The organism is Nostoc sp. DSM 114159, assembly GCF_053470285.1.
This window is the reverse complement of the sequence record NZ_JBPFEH010000001.1, coordinates 642,933-665,710: the sequence shown is the minus strand read 5'-3', so window position 1 is coordinate 665,710 and position 22,778 is coordinate 642,933. Positions and strand designations below refer to the sequence as shown.

At 40.0% G+C, this 22,778-nt stretch carries 14 protein-coding genes, 1 pseudogene and 1 CRISPR repeat array; of the genes and pseudogenes, 4 read left to right on the top strand and 11 right to left on the bottom strand.

Going from position 1 to position 22,778, the window contains the following annotated elements:
• Positions 1–17 precede the first annotated feature (17 nt).
• Positions 18–1,685 (bottom strand): IS1634 family transposase, encoded by a 1,668-nt coding sequence (locus ACR5KR_RS02655; protein WP_448270067.1) that lies wholly within the window; start codon positions 1,683–1,685, stop codon positions 18–20.
• Positions 1,686–2,119: 434 nt separating this feature from the next.
• Here ACR5KR_RS02655 and ACR5KR_RS02650 point away from each other — a divergent pair, with 434 nt between their 5' ends.
• The gene (locus ACR5KR_RS02650; RefSeq protein ID WP_445627889.1) at positions 2,120–2,356 is read left to right on the top strand and encodes a hypothetical protein; all 237 of its coding nucleotides are present in this window, start codon (positions 2,120–2,122) and stop codon (positions 2,354–2,356) included.
• 140 nt (positions 2,357–2,496) lie between these two features.
• Here ACR5KR_RS02650 and ACR5KR_RS02645 read toward each other — a convergent pair whose 3' ends face one another.
• The 3 genes from ACR5KR_RS02645 to ACR5KR_RS02635 all read right to left on the bottom strand — a co-directional run bounded on the left by ACR5KR_RS02645 (position 2,497) and on the right by ACR5KR_RS02635 (position 5,733).
• Complete coding sequence (locus ACR5KR_RS02645) at positions 2,497–3,381, bottom strand: hypothetical protein (RefSeq protein WP_445627890.1); 885 nt, start codon at positions 3,379–3,381, stop codon at positions 2,497–2,499.
• Positions 3,382–3,450: 69 nt separating this feature from the next.
• Positions 3,451–4,041 (bottom strand): DUF1517 domain-containing protein, encoded by a 591-nt coding sequence (locus ACR5KR_RS02640; RefSeq protein ID WP_448265342.1) that lies wholly within the window; start codon positions 4,039–4,041, stop codon positions 3,451–3,453.
• A gap of 129 nt (positions 4,042–4,170) precedes the next feature.
• Positions 4,171–5,733, bottom strand: a complete 1,563-nt coding sequence (locus tag ACR5KR_RS02635; RefSeq protein WP_448270065.1) for a pentapeptide repeat-containing protein — start codon at positions 5,731–5,733, stop codon at positions 4,171–4,173.
• 70 nt (positions 5,734–5,803) lie between these two features.
• Here ACR5KR_RS02635 and ACR5KR_RS02630 point away from each other — a divergent pair, with 70 nt between their 5' ends.
• The 3 genes and pseudogenes from ACR5KR_RS02630 (at position 5,804) to ACR5KR_RS02620 (ending at position 7,776) form a co-directional block, all read left to right on the top strand.
• Positions 5,804–6,640 (top strand): prephenate/arogenate dehydrogenase, encoded by an 837-nt coding sequence (locus ACR5KR_RS02630; protein WP_445632190.1) that lies wholly within the window; start codon positions 5,804–5,806, stop codon positions 6,638–6,640.
• A 273-nt stretch (positions 6,641–6,913) separates the two neighbouring features.
• Positions 6,914–7,408: pseudogene (locus ACR5KR_RS02625) on the top strand (RNA-guided endonuclease TnpB family protein); the annotation flags it as partial.
• A gap of 74 nt (positions 7,409–7,482) precedes the next feature.
• Entirely contained in the window at positions 7,483–7,776 is a 294-nt protein-coding gene (locus ACR5KR_RS02620) for a hypothetical protein (protein ID WP_445627892.1), read from the top strand.
• A gap of 400 nt (positions 7,777–8,176) precedes the next feature.
• A CRISPR array of direct repeats spans positions 8,177–12,205; the repeat unit is 37 nt; unit sequence ATTGCAATTCATCAAAATCCCTATTAGGGATTGAAAC.
• A gap of 98 nt (positions 12,206–12,303) precedes the next feature.
• On the opposite strand, the gene hetF is transcribed toward ACR5KR_RS02620, so the two are convergent.
• From hetF to ACR5KR_RS02585, 7 genes are all read right to left on the bottom strand, one after another.
• Positions 12,304–14,802: a cell division protein HetF gene (hetF, locus tag ACR5KR_RS02615; RefSeq protein ID WP_448265341.1), complete on the bottom strand. Its 2,499-nt coding sequence runs from the start codon at positions 14,800–14,802 to the stop codon at positions 12,304–12,306.
• Positions 14,803–15,512: 710 nt separating this feature from the next.
• Entirely contained in the window at positions 15,513–15,698 is a 186-nt protein-coding gene (locus ACR5KR_RS02610) for a hypothetical protein (RefSeq protein ID WP_448265340.1), read from the bottom strand.
• Between the two features lie 149 nt (positions 15,699–15,847).
• Positions 15,848–16,021 carry a hypothetical protein gene (locus tag ACR5KR_RS02605; protein WP_448265339.1) on the bottom strand — a complete coding sequence of 58 codons (174 nt, stop codon included), beginning with the start codon at positions 16,019–16,021 and terminating at the stop codon, positions 15,848–15,850.
• A gap of 1,046 nt (positions 16,022–17,067) precedes the next feature.
• Complete coding sequence (locus ACR5KR_RS02600; RefSeq protein ID WP_448265337.1) at positions 17,068–17,826, bottom strand: FHA domain-containing protein; 759 nt, start codon at positions 17,824–17,826, stop codon at positions 17,068–17,070.
• A 693-nt stretch (positions 17,827–18,519) separates the two neighbouring features.
• Positions 18,520–20,115, bottom strand: a complete 1,596-nt coding sequence (locus ACR5KR_RS02595; protein WP_448265336.1) for a protein kinase domain-containing protein — start codon at positions 20,113–20,115, stop codon at positions 18,520–18,522.
• A 537-nt stretch (positions 20,116–20,652) separates the two neighbouring features.
• Complete coding sequence (locus tag ACR5KR_RS02590) at positions 20,653–21,483, bottom strand: squalene/phytoene synthase family protein (protein WP_445627897.1); 831 nt, start codon at positions 21,481–21,483, stop codon at positions 20,653–20,655.
• 831 nt (positions 21,484–22,314) lie between these two features.
• Positions 22,315–22,758, bottom strand: coding sequence for an acyl-CoA thioesterase (locus ACR5KR_RS02585; RefSeq protein ID WP_445627898.1), 444 nt, complete (start codon positions 22,756–22,758; stop codon positions 22,315–22,317).
• Positions 22,759–22,778 lie beyond the last annotated feature (20 nt).

Here is a 22,778-nt window from a genome sequence, read left to right as displayed (position 1 = left end):
CTTGATTAAAATGAAAATCAAATTAACAAATAGTAGCGCTGACAAGCGTTAGGAAAGAATTGTAATATCGATAATCTTTCATCACAGAGGTTTAATATTTGTGAGGCCCCATTAATAATTAATAAATGAATACCTTGAAAACATTGAAATATCCATCTGAGAGTCGGGCGGTATGTGAGTTTACCTAATTGGTTTTTTATTTTTTGATTTTGAGCTAATAAACTTTCACGTAACTGTCTTTGACCTAAAGTATAAATTAACAAACATAACCCCATAATCATTGATAATGCCTCAATGCGCTCCCTTGACTTAAGAAATATGCTGTCTGTCAAGAATAAAGGGTCTTTGAGAAACGCAAATCCTCTCTCACATGATTGTTGAGCTTTATATTCTTTAATCATGTCTGAGTGGCTGAGTTGGGATTCATGGATAACATTAGTTGCTAAAATAAATTTTCCCGAAGCGCGATTTTCTATTTCGATTGCCTCTTTATCCTCTTCTAGCTGCGCTGAAATTTGATAGCAATATTTCCAATCAGTCTGAGAGTTATTTTTGCTCTTAATTTGAGGCTTTAACTGTTTTTTAGATATTTTAATTTCAGTCAAACAATGATATTTTAATTGCTCTGATAGATGTAATGCCGCTTTTTTCGCATCTCGATGACAAGCAAATTCTTCATTACATAATTTCGTGAGCTTTTGATGACCATTTATTTGAGCTTGCTGAACACGGCGCATCAGCTGTTTAGAATCTGCTTTTTTGCGTTCTTGACTTTCAACTATCAGCCATCTTTGTTCGATACCAGCATAGTTACTAGACTTGACTATATATGAATAACCTGTTATTTCACTTTGGATGAAATTTTTGGAGTCTATTTCTAATAGTATTTGCTTGGCTAACCCCACTGTCAATGGTACTCTGCATAACCATTTGAGGTTTTTCATCAAATTCAGGTTTTCGGCACTATATAATGCGCTGTCTGCTACCATTAACGCATCTATATCAATATTTTCTCGAAAATTCACGAGAGTCTTCGCAAAAGTTTTCGTATCTGATTGATTTCCTGACGCTGCTTTTAAAAAGATGGGAATATCCCCATCACTACTACAGATTAACTCTATAATAAATTGTTTTAAGTCTGGTCTATGATCTCTTGAATAACCATAGGTAATACTTATTGGTTGTGGTGCTACTTCTATTTCTCTATTTTCATTCTCTGTGATTGTATTTTTTTCAAACACTACTTCTGGTAAGCCTGTTTCATATTCTCCATGTAAGTGCATTGAACTTGAATCCAAGTGCAATGATGACAACTCTACTCCATATTTTTTTACTGCTGCTAACGCTATTAGAGTGAAGATTTCACTTAATCCCTTCAAATATAATTGGTCTAATACTCTTCCTAATCTGTCATCGTTTAAATATTCTGGTAATATCCCTTCTCCTAACAGATGTTCACAGGCGTAGCCATCCATATATTTAGGAAACATATATAACGTTCCTGATACAAAACCTAACCCATTTAATATCATTGCTTTAACCGCCTGACCCCCACTTACCTTTTCTTGTGGGTGCTGTCCGAGTATTTTATTTATTTGGGATACCAGCCCTATTTCATCGATGATTCCTGCTACTATCCCCAGGTGATCTAGATTTTTTACCTCAATATTCAAGGGCAAATTCATTTTCACACTACATTCCATCAACTATTTTTAGTTTTTCATTCTGGGAAGCTTATGGAGTGCTAATTTTATTTATTTTTTGACTTTTACCCTGATTCTGGCTACTAACTTTGCTCCTGGATATTAATTGTCTCAATTTTTACTAAGATTCTTGATTTACTTACTGCTTTCTCTGTGTGCCACTTTTGGGTGCGGAATGTGGGTTTAATAGCTACAGCTCTAGCAGTTGTCGTTTATATAAAGTACATCTTTTAACCTCAACCCTAATGCCTCTGCTTACTAAGGAGAAGGGAGTGTTTGCCTCAGCAAATACGGGGTGAGGTTCCGAATGTATATGTTATAACTTTGTACGAATGATGATTAGTAAAGCTTACATAACTTCAGGAGTACTCACGGTGAATCAGATACAACTGACTTTAACTATTGGTTACTTATTAATGACATGCTATTTTTTAACTAATTGGTTGATATTTTCTTTACATCATCCTGCTTCCAATCCAGAAGATAAATTTTTCTCGTTTGTGATGTTTATGGTGACAACTATCTTCTGGCCTTTGATGATTCCGATGTCTTGTTTAGAAATGGTTCAACAAAAGCGTATAGACTTTAATAAAATGATACCTGTTCTCTTAGCAATATTTGTATTTAGTGTTTCATATTATTTAACCGAATAATTAATAATTCCTCCTCCTAAATTGCATAGATATTCAAGAGAAGCCGGAGGTTTGATTTGTTACCCTCCGGCTTCTTTATGCACAACTACCTTTACTTGTTAGGCAGTCTATTTATTAAACTTGAATAAACTTGAAATTTCTTAACGGCGTCTGCTGCCAAAACCAGTTGAGCGGCGGGGGGCTGAACTACGTCCACTACCAAAACCACTGCCAGAATTGCGTCTGGGTGAAGTGGCTCTACCAGAGGGTCGCAACGTACTACCACCAAAACCAGAACCAGAAGGACGGTTATTACCTGTAGTGCTACGCGGTGTATTGCGTATATTTGTATTTCCAGGATATGACCTTCTAATTGTCCCTGTATTGCGGAAGGCAGTGCGATTTGTTACGGCTACGGGTGGCGCATTGTAGCGAGTTTGATAGTGTTGAACTGCTTGGCCATAGCTTGCGCCATATCCACCGAAGCCACTTAATCCTTGTCCTGGGTAATAGGCAGGGGGTACATAATATTGGGGTCTAAACAACATACTACCAATTGCCTGTCCCGCCAAGCTACCAGCTACAGACCCAGCAAATGGTGCCCAGAAGTTATTTTCTCGACGGACTACAACCGTCTCTTGTTGTCCTGTTTGGGGATTAGTTCTATTCTCAGTAACGTTGTGGACGTACTCAATTTTAAAATCTTCCGTCAGATATAAAATTGGTTGCCCTTTTTCTACCTTCAGATAGCTTTTTTTACCCTGCTTGATTTCATCATCAGTTAACCGCGCCATTTGCAAATTTTCAGTTGCAAAGGTTGGGGGATTATTGTTAAGTAAAAACAGGCTATACTCACCAGTTGCATCGTCATAAGTGGCTTGTTGTATTTGATACTCGCCATCCCTCAACTTTGTACTAGTAGAGGTTTGGTTAACGTTCTTAGCTGGAGGAGTACTTTGGTTCTCGCCACCACAAGCAACAGTTGTGATACACAAACTCAGAGCTAAAAAAACGGCTGTAAATTTACGTACTATGGTCATGATCATTGGATTATTGTCCTATCTCTGAGCTTAACAATTTATCATCTAAGTAGTAAGTACGGACTACCCGACATATTACAAAGGAATCAATTCTGGGTAATATTGCAACAGTTGATCGCTACTAAGTTCATCGCCCAACTGTGCCGGTGAGAAATGTACTTGGATTGCCTTTAATTTATGTTTATAGTGCAAATTTATCAATGCTTTCAATCCTTCCTTGAGCGCCTGAACGTTAGAAAGATCGGTTTCCAAATCTGGTACTTCTCCTTCATAAGCTACTGTAATCATCACAATGACGTTGCGGGTTACAGGTATGGATAAAGGTTCATTCGATCCATTGGAAGCGTAATCTGGTTCGCTAAGATATCTTTCGGCAGAGTCAGTAAATAATTCATTTACGTAATCTCCCGCTTCGCCCTCATTCCAAAATACATCACCTTCGTTAGCAGCAGAAAGCCAATATTCATCGTATTGCAGCAGGGTTTGGCTAATTTCTACCAATCCTTCTCCTAAAACTTCTAAATCGCCATCGGCATCGATCGCATTTCGTCCAGCACTATTTAATACTCCCAAAATTGGCGCTACTTCACCTCCCCCTAAGTGCAGAAATAGACGAAACACTACATAGCGAGTTCGACCGATCATTTTATTAAAAATATTGCTCATTTTTTCCTCCAAAATTTTTGTTTTTTGTCATTTGTCATTGGTCACTTGTACTGAGCGTTCGCGTAGCGTCTCGAAGAGAAGCCGAAGTATTGGTCATTTGTCATTAGTTCAATCCCCAATGTCCCATAACTAATGATTAATATAATGAAATCCTTTAACAAAATCTATAATAATATCTAATGGAGGTAATATATTTTTTGTTGAATCACTGGATATATCATAAGCTGAAGCATTAAGAGCAGAGCGATTAATAAATCTTTTTCCAAAGTTGGGATGATCGTAAACAATCAAAGTGTGGGCACTGGAATTCGTTAAAACTATTTGGGCTGGGGCTTTACAAAAATTTAATTTTGCGGCTACTTCGATATTTTTTTTCATCTGTTTAATTGTTGTAGCCTGATTCATAGCTTGTTCAAAAAGAGTATTTAATTGTTTGACTATCTGAGGCGATTTTAAGTTTTGGTTTGCAACAACTTTATTGTTAATTATTTCCACTATACTGGAAATATTTTTTTGGGTAGATGCTGCATCTAGAAAGGGAAGAATGACAATGTAAGCTGTGGGAAATAATGCTTCGTCGCTATCTACATGAAAGGTAAAAATAGTCCGGCGACGGCCACTTTCAATGCTTGGAGGTTGTTTCAGCCCTCGATATTCTTGAGCAATTTGGTAGTAAGCGCCAGCGATCGCAAAATTGGCTTCATGTTCTAGAGCTGCATCAACAATAATCCGAATTGTTGGCGGTGTTTCGTTAAAAAAATCTCGTGACTCTTCAGAATGGAAATTTTGGACAATGGAGCGATCGCCATTTGGGCTAAGATCGACCCATTCACAAACTATGCCTTCGGTTTTTAAACCAAATCTGGAAGTGGCATAAAGCTTGGCTCCTGTTAAAGTTGCTCCTGTTAAGTCAGCACCGATCCATTCTGCTCTAATTAATTTTGCCTGAGTTAAATTAGCGTGGACTAAACTTGTATTTGTTAAATTGGCATTGCTTAAATCTGCGCCAATTAAATCAGCCCCGCTCAATTTTGCGCCGCTTAAATCTGCCCACCGGAGATTTGCGCTGCTCAAATCTGCCCACCGGAGATTTGCACCACTCAAATCAGCCCCGCTCAAGTTAGCATGGCTGAGATTGGCTTGTCTGAGTTCGGCATCTCGCAAATTTGCACCGCTCAAGTCAGAACGACTCAGGTCACTGGCGTTTAAGTTAGCTATCTCCAAGTTGGCTCCAGTTAAAGAAGCACCTCTCAAGATCGCCTCACTTAAGTTAGCGTGACGGAGATTCGCTTGGCGCAGTGTCGCTTCTCGCAAATCAGCACTGGTGAGATCGGCCTCCAACAAATCAGCGCGACTGAGGTCAGCGCGAACTAACTCGGTGCGGATTAATGAGGCTCCTCTAAGTTGAGCGCGACTTAGATCGGCTCGAATCAAATTAGCAACGTTGAGACTGGCGTTATTAAGAATGGCGCTGCATAGATTTGCACCACTGAGTCTGGCTACATTCAGCTTGACATTGCTCAAATTAGCTTCACTCAGATTCGCGCCACTCAGGTTGACTATACTCAAATTAGCATCGCTCAGATTTACGCCACTGAGTTTTACTCCACTCAGATTAGCTTCTGGGAGGTCAACACCACTAAAGTTTAAGACTCCTGCTGCGTATTGTTCCAGTAATTCCTCTACAGTCATCGATGCTACCCCTTGGATGCCAACTTTAATAGTTGGTAAAGTCATAAAAAACGGAATGTCAAAATCAAAAATGAATATTGGAATTTTAGGATTGGGACTGATTGGCGGATCTTTGGGTTTTGATTTGCGATCGCAAGGACATCATATCTTAGGAGTTAGTCGCCGTGAAGCAACCTGTCAAAAGGCAGTTACCTTGGGCAGTGTTGATGAAGCATCAGTCGATCTGAGCCTATTAGCCGCCGCAGAAGTTGTATTTATTTGTACACCTCTAGCGCTTATTGTGCCCCAATTTGAACAGTTAATCGCTCATTTGTCTACGGCTACAGTCGTCACGGATGTAGGTTCGGCAAAAGCACAGATAGTTAAGGATATTACTCCCCTTTGGGATAATTTTATCGGCGGTCATCCAATGGCAGGCAGAACAGATAGTGGGATAGAAGCTGCACAGCGCGATTTATTTGTTGATAAACCTTATGTCTTAACACCGATAACAACAACTCCAACTAATGCAATTACAGTTGTAGAAGAAATTGTGCGATCGCTCGGAGCTAATATCTATTTTTGTCAACCAGAGCAACACGACCGCGCTGTGAGTTGGATTTCCCATTTACCGGTGATGGTTAGTTCTTCGTTGATTGCTGCTTGTTTGAGCGAAACTGACCCCGATGTTTTGCAATTAGCCCAAAAGTTAGCTAGTTCGGGTTTTCGGGATACTAGTCGTGTGGGTGGTGGGAATCCAGAATTGGGCGTGATGATGGCGCGGTATAATCGTCAAGCATTGCTGCGATCGCTGCAACAATATCGTCAAAACCTCGATGAATTGACTAATTTAATTGAGCAAGAAAATTGGGCAGTTTTAGAGGAAAAGTTCAAATCAAGGCAACAGGCACGACCTGATTTTGTTTAATAGTTGTCGGGTGCGTTCAGCTATCGATAACGTACCCATTTTTTAATTTAAACCTCGTCTACCTTGAAAACCGTAGTTTTGTAGGTTGGGTGCAGCGATAGCGTAACCCAACAGAAAATTTGGTGGTAATGTTGGGTTGCGTTTCACTCCACCCAACCTACAAAAGTATATTTTTTAAAAAACTCTAGGTTTCAACATAGATGAGGTTTAGTAAGTTAATTGATAAACAGAATTCAGAATTCAGAATTCAGGAGTCAGAATCAATCAGGAAACTTTAGTTATAAGTTGGTCAGCGATAGCCAAGCTGTCATAGTAGAAAATCTTCATGTATTAGGCATGGTACGCAATCATAAATTGGCGAAATCAATATCTGATGCAGGATGGGGAACATTCACCAACTTTTTAGCCTACAAGCTAGAACGCGGAGGTGGAAAGTTGGTTGAGATTGATAGATGATTCCCCAGTTCTAAGCTTTGCTCTAATTGTTTCTATCAAATCGGTGAGATATTATTGGATGTCCGTGAATGGACTTGTCCTCATTGCAAAACTCATCACGATCGTGATGCGAACGCAGCCGTAAATATTAGAGCAGAGGGTATCAGAATGCTTGCCCTGAGCGCAGCCGAAGGGATAAAGGCGGAAGGTTCAGCCGTCTCTGCTGTAGAAGGGGAGGTAAGACCAAAATTAGGGCGAAAGTCCAAGTTGCGGCACTCCCCCGTGATTACAGAAGCCAACACTGTACTTGGTACTCCAAGTCAGTGTGAGTAGTTCACAAATGCTACTCAACAGTCTGATAGTCACCAAACCGATGTACCATACAGATAAATTTACAAAAATCAACAATGGTAGAACGTCCAATCAAGAAATCGGAACGTCAGGCTCAAGCAAACACTGACAGCAATTCCGAAAATTCGGATTCTGTAACTCCGATTGAATCCAACCCCAAAAGCTCAAAACCGAGCCGCGAACGCTCATCTGACAAAGGGAAAAAAGCATCATCTAGGGATGAAAGCAGACCACCGGTAAATCCGGCACTAGCGCGTGGCCCAAAACCGGTTAAACCTCCAACCCCCAAAGTTAAAACAGAAGAACTTGAAACCGAATCAGAATCTATCTCTGAGGAGTCTCAAGACTAAAATTACAAGTGTTGTTGTGTGTGATGTGGGAGGCTATAAGCATATTAAAGATTGAGATTTCTGACTCCGAAGGCAGCGATCGCGCCCCCCATCACCATTAGATTATTTTTAGCGATCGCGTCTCTCATAGAGTTCCTGTATGTCAAATGCGCGAATGGGTAGGTGTACAAATTTCACACCCCCAAAAAATTGCTTCTATCTCAATACCAGTAAGCATTTCACCCCACTCATCACCCAATTATCATCCGCGCAATCTCTGAAATGCTTACAAAAACTAGGATGTCAGCCTTTAACTTTTCCCGGCACTCTTCCCAAAGGAATTCTCTAATGCTATGATTGCTCCAGAATCGCGCAACCGCACCTTGAAAACTAAATATAGCTTGGCTTTCAGGCTCCCGCTATTGCAATTCATCAAAATCCCTATTAGGGATTGAAACAGCCCTATCCTGGGCATCAATCCGGCTCATCTCACATTGCAATTCATCAAAATCCCTATTAGGGATTGAAACATGACATGGAGCGGTGAGTCTGCTGACAGAGTGTATTATTGCAATTCATCAAAATCCCTATTAGGGATTGAAACAGAAAGCACAGACCGGACGGGACAGCTGAAACTGTGGAATTGCAATTCATCAAAATCCCTATTAGGGATTGAAACTATTTGGATCGAAGTATATTTCGTACTCAGCACAAATTGCAATTCATCAAAATCCCTATTAGGGATTGAAACCTGAATTAGAAAAGAAGCTAAATACATTACGCAAAATTGCAATTCATCAAAATCCCTATTAGGGATTGAAACCGCCATCTGCTTTTTTACCGGATGCCGAATCTCCGAAATTGCAATTCATCAAAATCCCTATTAGGGATTGAAACTCATCGTAATAGAAAATAGCCTGAGCTTTATTCAATTAATTGATTATTGCAATTCATCAAAATCCCTATTAGGGATTGAAACTCATCGTAATCGCAATGCAAAAACCCAGCAAACTATTGCAATTCATCAAAATCCCTATTAGGGATTGAAACTTTCTGTGTGTCCTTTGTAAAGATTGTGGCAAAGCCATTGCAATTCATCAAAATCCCTATTAGGGATTGAAACCATTATTAGTACTGCCCTTTGTTCGGGGCATATTGCAATTCATCAAAATCCCTATTAGGGATTGAAACAGAATGCGGATTCTTTATTGATAACCAATGCTTAAATTGCAATTCATCAAAATCCCTATTAGGGATTGAAACCATTAAATCCTGCTGAAACTGTGTTAAGTGTTTGCTCAGATGATTGCAATTCATCAAAATCCCTATTAGGGATTGAAACTCGATACAATCCATCAAAACTACATAATGCATAATATTGCAATTCATCAAAATCCCTATTAGGGATTGAAACCAAGCACTTTACAAACTACGGGAAATAGCCGCATTAGATTGCAATTCATCAAAATCCCTATTAGGGATTGAAACTACCAATATAATCCTTATTCAAAACAGTAAGTAGAATTGCAATTCATCAAAATCCCTATTAGGGATTGAAACTTTGAAACGCAACGCTTTTTGAAGGTTTTTGGGCGTTGATGATTGCAATTCATCAAAATCCCTATTAGGGATTGAAACCAAAAGTTCGTATTGACTTTGCGGTTGAATCCATTATTGCAATTCATCAAAATCCCTATTAGGGATTGAAACGTATCAGTGAGGCAATACACCTTGAAACTTCCGAATTGCAATTCATCAAAATCCCTATTAGGGATTGAAACACAACAGGGGAGCCGATACGCTGCTAATAGGAGATTAAAAATTGCAATTCATCAAAATCCCTATTAGGGATTGAAACTCTAATGCTTGAATCTATTTGCAAATGGTTCTGATTGCAATTCATCAAAATCCCTATTAGGGATTGAAACGACTGTTACTAGCTGGTTGAATGACCACGGTATTATTGCAATTCATCAAAATCCCTATTAGGGATTGAAACATCAATCATAATTTAGCTGGCACGATCGGCGGACTGGCATTGCAATTCATCAAAATCCCTATTAGGGATTGAAACATAAAAACAAGCTCTGGCTGAAACTCCTTTAAATCCATTGCAATTCATCAAAATCCCTATTAGGGATTGAAACGCACTGTAGAAAGATGTCGGCCCAATTCCCACGCATTGCAATTCATCAAAATCCCTATTAGGGATTGAAACATCCCACACGGACGGCGTGAGTTTGACTTTCAAGATTGCAATTCATCAAAATCCCTATTAGGGATTGAAACTTAAAGCCAAGAGGCAGCTACGAAATTAACCAATCATTGCAATTCATCAAAATCCCTATTAGGGATTGAAACTAATTAACAAATCACAAAATAGGAGTAAAACATGGATTGCAATTCATCAAAATCCCTATTAGGGATTGAAACAAATCTTTTCTAGCTTCTGCACCACATTCAGGGCACTCCTGATTGCAATTCATCAAAATCCCTATTAGGGATTGAAACTCAAATCAGCAGTATCCTATGCCCGCTGGGGAAACTATTGCAATTCATCAAAATCCCTATTAGGGATTGAAACTTGAAGAAACCAATATAATCATTGGCACAGAAACTATTGCAATTCATCAAAATCCCTATTAGGGATTGAAACGAAAATTTTTATAGTGAATCCGATAATTACCGGATATTGCAATTCATCAAAATTCCTATTAGGGATTGAAACATAGTGCCTTCACATAAAGTATAGGTACTGTAACATTGCAATTCATCAAAATCCCTATTAGGGATTGAAACCAATTTGAGATTGATACAAATAAGCAGAACCATCATATTGCAATTCATCAAAATCCCTATTAGGGATTGAAACCAATCCAAAAACCAAAACAAATTAAACTACTAAAAATTGCAATTCATCAAAATCCCTATTAGGGATTGAAACCAATCAATAGCAGATTCCGCTAGAAATGAAGTTGATTGCAATTCATCAAAATCCCTATTAGGGATTGAAACAGAGAAAGTTAAAAACCAAGTTTGTAATAGATAGATTGCAATTCATCAAAATCCCTATTAGGGATTGAAACTCATTCATTAACCGAAAAGATATTTCGGCATCTAATTGCAATTCATCAAAATCCCTATTAGGGATTGAAACATCTTGACTTGGCTTTAATAACTTTCCTGCTTATTGCAATTCATCAAAATCCCTATTAGGGATTGAAACTTAGTAAATCCATAGCAACTGCTAATTTCTCTGCGGTTTTTATTGCAATTCATCAAAATCCCTATTAGGGATTGAAACTTAGTAAATAGGCACGAGTGCCTACTTCCATCTGATTGCAATTCATCAAAATCCCTATTAGGGATTGAAACAGCGATCGCTAGTCTTGGTAGATGGGCGATCGCTTATTGCAATTCATCAAAATCCCTATTAGGGATTGAAACGACTGCTACTGCCGGACTTGCTCTATCAATCGTTATTGCAATTCATCAAAATCCCTATTAGGGATTGAAACTCTTAAAAAATCCAATCATGTCATTTTACCAGGAATATTGCAATTCATCAAAATCCCTATTAGGGATTGAAACATATGCTTTACTCTGAGAGACGCATTGCATGGGAGAGAATTGCAATTCATCAAAATCCCTATTAGGGATTGAAACTGACATTTGTAATATCAATTCATCCATGTCACGACATTGCAATTCATCAAAATCCCTATTAGGGATTGAAACTTATGCCAAGCGCCTGCTAGATGCCCAATCCCGCATTGCAATTCATCAAAATCCCTATTAGGGATTGAAACCCGGCATCGACTGCAACGCAAGGAACTAACACCAATTGCAATTCATCAAAATCCCTATTAGGGATTGAAACAGTTTGGGGCTGTGAGTAGTAAGCAATCTTTCCATATTGCAATTCATCAAAATCCCTATTAGGGATTGAAACCCGCCCTGGTACACCTTGCAATCCCTGTAACATTGCAATTCATCAAAATCCCTATTAGGGATTGAAACTAAATTTGCGATCGCCTCACGCGAACTCAACCCCCAAATTGCAATTCATCAAAATCCCTATTAGGGATTGAAACCAATCCGTGTGGCGTGAAAATTGCTCATAAAAAATTGCAATTCATCAAAATCCCTATTAGGGATTGAAACGTTTCCGTCTTTGTTTCGAGCCAGGTTATAGCTTCGATTGCAATTCATCAAAATCCCTATTAGGGATTGAAACAAAAACAACTATCGTATTATCCAATGAAAGTATAATTGCAATTCATCAAAATCCCTATTAGGGATTGAAACCTAATACTTTTATTCAAGTTGCTAACGCATTAGCATTGCAATTCATCAAAATCCCTATTAGGGATTGAAACCAAACTCTTTCTTACCTATTATGAAGCTTGAAAAATTGCAATTCATCAAAATCCCTATTAGGGAAGCTGAAATCCCATATAGGTTTTAGCATTAGCGCTAATGCTAAAATCCTCTTCCCTCCTGCCTCCTGCTTCATCCCAACGACAAATATTTACACGCACTTACTGATTACTGTTCTTCGCCTTTTTCTTGAAGGAGCGATCGCCAATCTTCAATCGCCTTCTCCGTCCACAGCCAATTTTTAGTTAATTTATCTACCTGGAAATTTTCTGGATCGGACTTGAGAACCGTTTGCCGCAATTTGATCGCTTCATTCAAATATTGCGTCTGCTTACCATTAGATTGACTAAGTGCAGATTTATACAATCCAAGAGCTAAACCAGCATAAGAAGTTAAAGCATCTTGAGGAACTGCTGTGTTTTGGGATGTTGATTTTGTGTTCTGTTCTTTGAGAGCTAAATTCAAAGCCTTGAACCAAGAATCATTGGCGCGATTCAGATTGCCTTCTGTGTAGTAGGCAAATCCCAAAGCGTTATTATACAAAAGCGATTCGGGTTTAGCTTTGGCAGCAGTTTCCCAATAACGACGGGCATCATCGACGCTATAGTTATTGTCTCCAGTTTGGATAGACTGCCACGCCAATCGTCCCTTGTAAAAATTCACAGATGGATCGTCAGCTTGTTTACTGGGAATTAGTTTTAAGGAAGTTCCAGCCGCAGCCAGTGCGCCCCGATTCAGGAGTTCTTCTACAGCCAATAACCCACCTTGCAAGTCACCCTGACTCAATTTTTCCGTAGCAGTAGCGGTGACAATTCCAGTCGCTGCTATTTCTAAATCGATATTCGGCTGCTTTGGAATCGGTCGAGAATCAGGTAGAGACTGGGCGGGAATTTCTGGTATTTTAGGCAATGCTTGGGGGCGATTTTGCCACCAATTTAAACCGATCGCAGCGGCGATCGCACTAATCCCCACAACACCCACAATCGGCCAAAGTTTGCGGCGACGAGTACGATTTCTTGGCGGGGGTGGTTGCAATTGCGAAAAATTAGAATTTTGCCAATTTTCTTCAAGGTTTCCCGGAGTTGCAGGTGGTGGTGGTGGAACTTCTCCCCACAAATCTGCTGACTCTTCTGAAGAAGTCATTTCCTCTGAAATCTGGCTTTGGTGAAGACTATTTTCGCTAATTTGTCGATCCGGTTCAGTTGCAGGTTTTTGGTTATCTAGCTGACGAAATAAATCCGAAACGATCGCAGAATCTTCTTCATAGCTTGGGTCATCATACTCAATTTCATCAACCAGATCGCCCCAAGTCTCTTCACCCAGCCAGTCCAACCCAGAATCCCGCGTTAAACCACTAGGAATCATATCTTCCATTCCTAAAGGCATCTCGCTATCATCAGGCATACCAGGGTACATCATGGAAGTTACCCCTAAAGGCGAACTATACTGATTCAGCGAATCTGTACTTGTAGATACCTCAGTTTCCTGACTTAAAAAACCGTCAAATTCTGGCTGGAGATATAAAATCGGTAATGCCCAGTACATCTGGTGAGAACCATAAGCCGAAATTAATCCTTGGCGCACCCGACTTACACACAAATCTACTGGATATCCCTGACTTAAATTGCGGTAAAACAATTGTGTGAGCGTCAACGCCACTTCATCAGGAATCCGTTCTGACATCGCCAAAACGCTTCTAATTCCGCGCTTCACCAGACTTTCCGCTAAGTTTCGTTCGCCAGTATCTCCAGAGGGATTGGACGCTGCTGTGTATGCACCCAAGCAGGAATTAAACACTGCCATTTGGATATTATTATTGACGAGCAAACCTGCCAAATCGTCCCCAGTTAAGATTTCTGTTAAGCCAGTTCTGCGACTAACAAGATAAATTTCTCCGCCATTTGCGCCTAAGTTACTATGACCAGAGTAATGGAGAACGTGGTATCTACCTTGTTCTAGGGCTTGCGTCAGTTCTTCCCGTCCTGGTTGGTCTAAGACAGTGAGTTCAATTTCTGGGAAACGATTGCGACTTTCACCAAGTCGTGACGTTTGACGGTGAAGTTCCGCTTGCAGTTTAATTGCTTCTTGTTTCTGTAAGTCAAGACGGACTTGATCTGAGGGAGAAGCAATTACCATCAAAACTCTGACACCACCTTGTTCTGGTGGTGTGGGCATATTTTGGGATCGCAAAGGAGAAGCCCCCAAAATTCCACTTTGGAAGCGAGAAAAAGCCACATAAGGCCCAGTAGCCAAAGGGCGATCGCCTGCGTGCATCACTTCCCAAGGCAAACGAGCTAATCTAGTGTCTTTTAGCCCCAAGCGTAAGCGTAGTACTTGTTGATGGTTCTGAGCAATACCTTGGGCAGTAATCCAACTATCTCTGAGAGTGCCTTGAAATAGGGCGTTATAAAATTGTTGACCCAACGCCACCAAATTCACAGAGTTTCTGGCGATATCGCTTTCATGTCCGCCAGAGGTAAATGGATCTCCTTGCAACACTGAATTCAACGGGTCATTCATCAAATGCCCAGCAGCCATCAACCAATCAGCTATAGGCCAAGTCACCAATTCTTCTGCCAATGGTACCCCAGGCGCGACTTGTTCCGTCCGCACCAAGTAGTCATTTTGCCCTACTGGGGTTACGGAAATATGGAATTCCTGGGTCACAACTTCTCCTGTCCGCCTCCTAAATCTGGTTTGAAACGCGAAAGTTTCAAGTCGATTTTTCGCTTCCTCTGATAATTTAGATGCATCCTACCCCTAAATGTTTCTGATTCGGTGTCGTTTTGGTTTTTCTGCCTTTACAACTTTATCCGGATCGGATTACCTGGGTCTAGAACACTTAATTGGTAGATGCACCTTGATCTTCAACTCCCCTAGTTGGCTAACACCCACTGGGGGTTTTTTTATTTTTGGCAAACAACAGCAACTTCTGACGCAGATATTCTCTACCAGAAAATAGTGCTTAATCCTAGAATACTTGATTAATAGATGGATGTCCCTCGATCTTTAACTCCCCTCATTGAGTTAATATCCACTTTGGTTTTTTTGACACACGATAACAATCAATTTTCTCATAAATTTATCCGGAGCATGGTGGTTAAACCTAGAACATTTAAGTGGTAGATGCACCCTGATAACTAGCTCCCCTGGTTGGCTAACGCCCACTGGGGGGTTTTTTTATGAAAATTCAGTCCTATTGATTAACCCTGAAACACCCATTTTGTAAAGCAGCGCACCGATCGTTTAATTGGTAGGTCTGTCCTGATAACTAACCCTTTTGAAGTTTCTCTTCCATCGACAAACAGTAACAACTTCAACCTCTGCTAATTTATCCGGTAGCGACCCATTTATTTTAGAAAAGATTATTGGTAGATTCACCCTGATAACTTACTCCCCTGGTTGGTTAACACCCACTGGGGGTTTTTTCTAGTTGCGTCACCGATAGCGATCGCAAATGCCTCTGGTAGAAAAATCTGCGCGAGTCTTTTCCTGTCAGAGATGCTACGCGTAACTTGCTTTTCCATAGAGGTACGAGCTTTACAGCCCATCGTCGTAGACATCGCCTCTGATTTCGTTCATTTTTCCCGGAAGATGCTATCTGCCCCTAGAAAAGATTATTGGTAGATGCACCCTGATAACTCACTCTCCTAGTAGGTTAACACCCACTGGGAGTTTTTTTTATTAAAAAAAAATAACTGACCCTGATAACTCAACTCCCTTGATAGGTTAACACCCACTGGGGGTTTTTTCTAGTTGCGTCACCGATAGCGATCGCAAATGCCTCTGGTAGAAAAATATTACCGAGTCTTTTCCTCTCAGAGATGCTACATGTAGCTTGCTTCTCCATAGAGGTACGAGCTTTACAGCCCATCGTCGTAGACATCGCCTCTGATTTCGTTCATTTTTCCCGGAAGATGCTATCTGCCCCTAGAAAAGATTATTGGTAGATGCACCCTGATAACTCACTCTCCTAGTAGGTTAACACCCACTGGGGGTTTTTTTTATTAAAAAAAAAATAACTGACCCTGATAACTCACTCCCCTGATAGGTTAACACCCACTGGGGGTTTTTTCTAGTTGCGTCACCGATAGCGATCGCAAATGCCTCTGGTAGAAAAATCTGCGCGAGTCTTTTCCTCTCAGAGATGCTACATATAGGTTGCTTCTCCATGAGGTACGAACGTTACAGCCCGTTATAGACATCACCATCAACTCTAATTGAGTTCATTTTTCCCGGAAGATGCTAGATGCCCCTAGAAAAGATTATTGGTAGATGCACCCTGATAACTAACTCCCCTAGTAGGTTAACACCCACTGGGGGTTTTTTATTTAAAAAATAACTAACCTTTGTGCAAATTTATCCGGAGTATGGTCTTCAACCTGAGAACACTTAATTGGTAGATGCACCCTGATAACTAACTCCCCTAGTAGGTTAACACCCACTGGGGGTTTTTTTACCCCAGACGCGTAGCAGTGAGCCATACAACCAGAGTAAATCACTATCACTAGTCTTGTTGCTACTGCTGGTAGACCTTGAGTCTCCTCCTGTTGCCAGGATAGAGCATAACTTACTCACTCAATCCCTGAATCGCTTTCTTTTTATTGTGAGCTAGAGACGCCACTCCAAAATGATTGCTATGATATTTAATCACATTCTTAATTTTTTTTATATATTTTGACCGATATTTCTTGATGGTACAAGCCCCTAGATTTATCTATAGAGTCAATCCAAAATCCAAAACTTGTACTGAGCTTGTCCTGAGCGTAGTCGAAGGGCGAAGTCGAAGTATCTAAAATCCAAAATTGTCTGACGAGTTCCCTTTTAACTTTCACTATTTGTCTGCCTCAGCAAACCTTACCTTCTCAGCACCTACTAACAGACTAAATATCAGGCTACCGTTAACAGTACCCCTGAAGCAATTGAAAACTGCTAGAAGTTCCAATTTTTTAGCTGGTTGGGATTAGACGGTAATTGTCTGGTAAACAGGCGGTCTAAAATTTCTGATTTCTGTTCTGAACTGAAGTTGTCATAAAAATTTTCCAGCTTCTCAACTATTCCGAAATTTCTGAAAGCCTCTAAATTAGAATCTGGTTTTTCAATTAAAGGTTTTTGTCTATTCTGGGAATAACTAAGTATATCTACTGTATGATTATTCCTTCGATGCACAAGCTGCATCAATAAATCTATTGCAACAGTTGGCAGAACGCGGTAGGTAGAAGTCACAAAAAAATCAAAAGTCATATTTCCTAGACGGATGCGATCGCCGTCTTTGAGCTTAATCGGCCTAACAGCGCGATTACCGTTCACAAAGGAGCCATTGGTACTGTTGAAATCAATTAAGTAGAAGCCTTGCTGGTCAATATGCTGAATAGCAGCGTGGCGACGAGACAGATGATTGTCAGCAATGCAAATACCACTAGTGCGATTACGACCTATCGTCCAGATTTGTTGTGGCTGTCGTAAACTCTGAGTCTCATTATCGCCCAAGTTAGTCATCAGATAAACAGCAACACTATCCACTACACCATGTACGTAACCTGTCGTCTTGACTCTCCTCAACGACGGTTGAGATAGGTTTTCTAGCTGAAGAATTTCATCTAGAAGGCTGCTGTGGTGTTCGTACAACTTGAGGAATACTTGATATAAAGTTAATCGCCGTTCTATTTCCGTTTGTGCAAAGTCAGTCATTATACGTGAACCTTATACTACCTGATTTCGCGTGTAATATACATTTCCAGCCGACAATCAGGAATAATTGATTTTTTGCTTTTTGCTGCCATCTGAAAAATTTAGTGGTTTAGAAACATGCTATTTTACAAATTTTAGGTGTGAGATTCTCTGTTATTTATAGCCATCAAAAGCATGTAAATACCTTTAGAAAATTCTTATGATGCTTTATGGTTTATTGTAAATAATCATTTGTTATTTGTAACAGATAAAAATCATAAAGATTTCATGAAGAATTGACAACCATCTACGTATTTTTGCTAGATAGTCGGATATTTCTTAATATTCGTGAGAGTGATGGCTATGGCTTAACTGAAACATTATACATATTTGGTCAATTTTAAATAAATCTAAGTTTTACCGAAAAGAATCAGGGCTAATTTTCCCATATATAAGAAAAGTTCAGCATTGTAATTTCGATCGAACAAGTGTTTGAAAATTGTTAATAAAAATGGAGAACTAAAAAGCAGGGAGGTTGAGGCTATTCTGCTAATCGAAAATAATTGATTTCAATAAAAAGGATTCATCCTTCAAGATAATCTAGAACCTAATATCGGAGAATATTCGCATAGAACTACGGCGGCAAAACAGACTATTCCCGAGGAATCAGGAAACTCCATTCGTCTAAAGATTGGGGTAGTTCACACTTTCAAATCACAACAGGCCTCGTTTGCCATTGGGACGCACGGTCATCCAATTTGTTTTTGCTAGTGCTAGCTGCTCATCAGAAATTTTGGCACTGGTGAGATTAGCACCACACAGATTAGCTCCTCGGAGGTTCGCATTGCTGAGATAAGCATTGCTAAGGTCTGCGCCTCGCAGGTCTGCTCCTTCTAAATCAGCATGGTTAAAGTATGCTTTGCTCAAATTAGCATCCTTAAGATTTGCTCGAGTCAGACTGGCTCTGCCAAAGTCACTATTGTGAAGATTAGCTCCCTGAAGATTGGTTTTTTGCAATTGAGCAGAATGGAAATTTGTTTGAGATAAATCAGCACCTTGCAGATTTAGCAAATTTAAATTGTGTAAAGCAAAATCTCGTCTTCCCTTCAGATAAGCTGTTAATAAACCTTGGGTATCTAACTTCCGCCCAACTTTAGAATTTTGACTTTGTGAACCATTGCTGTTGCTACTGAAAGTCGTTGATTTGGCCATCCCAGAACCCTGGTGTAATCCCGCAGCTTCCGCTGCCTTGGCTCGTCTAGCACGAATCGCTGCCGCTACCTGTGCCACTCCAGTGTTGGTACCAGCAGGGTTGTTACATAAAACAGCAGAATTTTCCAGGTGGTTATGTGTTCGCTCTTTAGATCGATTATCAGATTTAGTCAGCAAACCCTTTGCTAAACTATCTAGGTATGGTTCTATTTCCAATGCTCTGAGAACTTCTGCCGCAGACTGATAGCGATTACGTACAGACACTTCTAACATTTTTCGCAACACATTGCCTAAGTGATCGCTCACTTGCACAAGCTGCTCCCACATCATCTCGCCAGTGTTGGGATTGTAATCTAAATCTTTAGGAGTTTTGCTAGTCAGTAAATAAATGCATGTCACACCTAGTGCATAAATATCACTGGCGTAGACTGGACGCATAGCCATTTGCTCTGGAGGTGCAAAACCAGGAGTACCAATAGCATATGCAGTTAATGCTGTCTGTCCTGATGGGCCTGCCGCACTTTGGCTAATTTGGTTTTTGACGGCACCAAAATCGATCAGTACCATTCTGGCATCTTGAGTGCGGCGGATTAAGTTGGCTGGCTTGATATCACGGTGAATCACCTTTTGCTCGTGGATGTATTGCAACAGTGGCAAAATCTCGCTCAAAAATTGCTTAACTCCAGTTTCGCTCAAGATGCCGTTAAGTTTGACCTCCTCTTGCAAGGTGTCACCACTGATATATTCTTGAACTAAGTAGAATTGCTCGCGATCTTCAAAATAGTCTAACAATCTTGGTACTTGGGGATGATTGCCAATCTTACCTAAAGTTTTAGCTTCTCGTTCAAAGAGTTCTCTGGCCATCTGTAAAACGTATGGAGCGCTTCCTGATGGACGTAATTGTTTGATTACGCAACTCGGTTCTCCTGGTAAGCCTCGATCGTTAGCTAGGAAGGTCGCTCCAAAGCCACCCTGGCCTAATGGTTGGATCGCCTGATAGCGATCGCGCAACAGTAGTTGCGAGCCACAAGACTGACACCTTTGGCTATATACCAAATTTTCTGGATTGGAACAGGTAGGATTTAAGCAGTAGCTCATGCACTCTCAACTCGCTGCACGAATAATCACGGGGAGTGTTATACTCTCTTCCAATTATTTAGACATTAATCAACTCTTGCCAGGTAATTTTTGCTGGAAATCCTTTGAAGAGTTCCTAAAGTTTAACTGAGATTACCTAAAGCGATCGCTAAACAAGATTATTTATTATACTTACATTGGTAAAGACTGTGTATGCTACTTTCTACCAATTCCTAATTCCTAATCACGCTTTCTCAAGGCTTGTGGCGTGCATCGTGCTGTTATTCCATTCAGAAAATCAGCTTTAATCTGGTTTTTTGTATGGGAGAACTGGTATTAAAAGGTATTGGAGGGCAGTGCCCAACGCCAGTTACTAATTTGGGGAAACCCCAGACGCTCGCCGACTCGCTTGCCGCCGACGCTATCGCTTTTAGCGTCTCCCCTTCCTCCCAAAGGGAGAAGACCGCACTGGCTACTCTACAGAAATTCGCTGTAGAATTTTGGATGCCCAAATTTGGAGGCAATTTAGAATTATCTCCATTAGTCATTAAGAGATTATTAGCTAGCTTTCATATTCACACTAGTCAGTTGTTCGATAAGTGCAAAAACATCACTGCGGCTGAGTTTCTCTTTACCATTAGCAAGGGCGTCAAGAGTGCCGTTTGCCAGGGTGAAGGGGATTTGACAAAAATCTAAGGCTGGCCCGGTAGGAAGGTCTTTGATATAAGCTTCGGCCAAACCTAGATTGCGTCGGGCATACTCTTGCATATTTTCTGCACTCCAACCTTCTGGGAAGAATTCTACCCCACGCTTCAAATCTTCAGTGTGGTTACGCAAGATATTGACTGCTTGTAAACCCCGCCCAAAACCAATCGCCTGGGTACGGTTTGTTTGTGTTCCATCGTACCAAGTCCACAAGTCAGAAAGTAATAGTCCCACTGCACCTGCAACTCCAAAGGTATAACGATCTAAATCAGATTCTGTATAAATTTTCCAGTTTTTTTCTGACCAATAAGCCATCCGGTCAGCCATTGCAGCAGTGGCATCCCAAATTCGAGGTGCAATGGTGTCTGGTGCTAGCAGTGACCATTCTCTAATCCTCAAAGTGACTTCTTCTAATGAATTCTCATACCCACTAAATCCTGCAAAGAAAGCATCTACCGCAAAGCCATCAACTCCTGCCTGTAATGTCAAGCTAATGGTTCTTAACAGCTTTGCTTTAGTAGCGTTATCTAGTTCGGGATGATCTTCAATTTCATCAATGGCACGCATACACAAATATGCTGATGCTACTGCTTCTTGCAATCCTGGCGGTAAAAGACTAATTGGAATATAAAAAGTTCGGCTAGTTTCTTTGAGGATTTGCAATGCATCTCTACGTAAATTCATGTTTTCACTCCCCACTTGATTTTTGCACCACATGAAGTTTGCAGTTTTTTGATGATACTGGATATAGTTTTGACTAAACTTTAAAAACTATAGACTATAAGATACGCTAGTATTTCATCTAAAAATTGATAGTTTTTGGTATTGCAATTAACAAAACTCTCAAATTTATCAAAGTCTAGTCTAGTATAGAGGTTTTTGGGTGCAAAAGTGTTTGAAGTGTCGTTTGATATAGCTTTCATAAACTTTTAGCATACATATAAAGAATTATGGTAATATTTGGTTGGATATGACGAAATTGTTCTATAAGCAAACATCCATTTTAGCGATTTGAAAGTGCTTGAAGTCTGCGTTAATCTGACTAACAAAATGTAATTCTTGTATATATAAAGACAATTCAGGAAAAGCTGACAACGGATAACAGCATTTGTACATACCTTTGGATGGGTACAATGGTTTACCGAAGATTTAAGGTCAGTTAAATTGGACAACATATAAGGCTGCAATGCCTGAGTTGGACTAAGCCTAATCGATTGGAGTCAGAACCGTCTTGCTGTTTAAAGTGACATAAAGTGACCAAAACTTAGAACAAGAAGTTCCCGTATATTTACGAGATTGGCAAAAGTCGGGAAAATTCCATACCTTTTCCCGACTTTTGCAAGAGTGGGAATGAGAGGACACCTCCCCATCTGCTCTTAGGAAGGGGAGATGCCATATAGGCATTGGGGTTCTTTCGCATATTCATCAAGAATCGGTGTTATAGTCTAGATTATGTTTACAAACAAACCGAACAGTTTGTAAAAAATTAAAAAAATATAGAAGTATTCCTAATTATTAAATTTTCTGAATCTCTTGTTGATACTGTAAATATTTTTTATGTAATTCCTCTGGAATGGGAATAAGACGATTATTTTGCAAACTGACAAAACCACCCTTCTGACTAGCCACTGCTGCTAACTCATTGTTAGATAAAATTTCAGCTTGCACAGTCCACTTTAAGCGTCCTAAACCACTTAGCCATAAACGTCCAATCACTCGATCGATAATCTTTATTGGACGTTTATATTCAATTTCAGTCCCAGCTAGAATTGGTGTATATCCTAGCTCAATTTGTTGATTGAGCTGCCAATGTTCATCTAAAAACTTTAGACGTAAATCCTCTAGCCATCTGATATACACGATATTACTCACAATTCCCATAAAATCAATGTCGTATGTTTTGACAGGAATTGCTAATACTACTTCTAATGGTCTGTGTAAGTTGTTATTTACTAGCATTATTTCTCTTGATATTTTTT

Excerpts from the sequence above, each read along its gene's own strand:
- ACR5KR_RS02655 (WP_448270067.1), bottom strand. The coding sequence starts at position 1,685 with ATGAATTTGCCCTTGAATATTGAGGTAAAAAATCTAGATCACCTGGGG.
- ACR5KR_RS02650 (WP_445627889.1), top strand. The coding sequence starts at position 2,120 with ATGACATGCTATTTTTTAACTAATTGGTTGATATTTTCTTTACATCAT.
- ACR5KR_RS02645 (WP_445627890.1), bottom strand. The coding sequence starts at position 3,381 with ATGATCATGACCATAGTACGTAAATTTACAGCCGTTTTTTTAGCTCTG.
- ACR5KR_RS02640 (WP_448265342.1), bottom strand. The coding sequence starts at position 4,041 with ATGAGCAATATTTTTAATAAAATGATCGGTCGAACTCGCTATGTAGTG.
- ACR5KR_RS02635 (WP_448270065.1), bottom strand. The coding sequence starts at position 5,733 with ATGACTGTAGAGGAATTACTGGAACAATACGCAGCAGGAGTCTTAAAC.
- ACR5KR_RS02630 (WP_445632190.1), top strand. The coding sequence starts at position 5,804 with ATGAATATTGGAATTTTAGGATTGGGACTGATTGGCGGATCTTTGGGT.
- ACR5KR_RS02620 (WP_445627892.1), top strand. The coding sequence starts at position 7,483 with ATGGTAGAACGTCCAATCAAGAAATCGGAACGTCAGGCTCAAGCAAAC.
- ACR5KR_RS02610 (WP_448265340.1), bottom strand. The coding sequence starts at position 15,698 with ATGTCTACGACGATGGGCTGTAAAGCTCGTACCTCTATGGAAAAGCAA.
- ACR5KR_RS02605 (WP_448265339.1), bottom strand. The coding sequence starts at position 16,021 with ATGTCTACGACGATGGGCTGTAAAGCTCGTACCTCTATGGAGAAGCAA.
- ACR5KR_RS02600 (WP_448265337.1), bottom strand. The coding sequence starts at position 17,826 with ATGACTGACTTTGCACAAACGGAAATAGAACGGCGATTAACTTTATAT.
- ACR5KR_RS02595 (WP_448265336.1), bottom strand. The coding sequence starts at position 20,115 with ATGAGCTACTGCTTAAATCCTACCTGTTCCAATCCAGAAAATTTGGTA.
- ACR5KR_RS02590 (WP_445627897.1), bottom strand. The coding sequence starts at position 21,483 with ATGAATTTACGTAGAGATGCATTGCAAATCCTCAAAGAAACTAGCCGA.
- ACR5KR_RS02585 (WP_445627898.1), bottom strand. The coding sequence starts at position 22,758 with ATGCTAGTAAATAACAACTTACACAGACCATTAGAAGTAGTATTAGCA.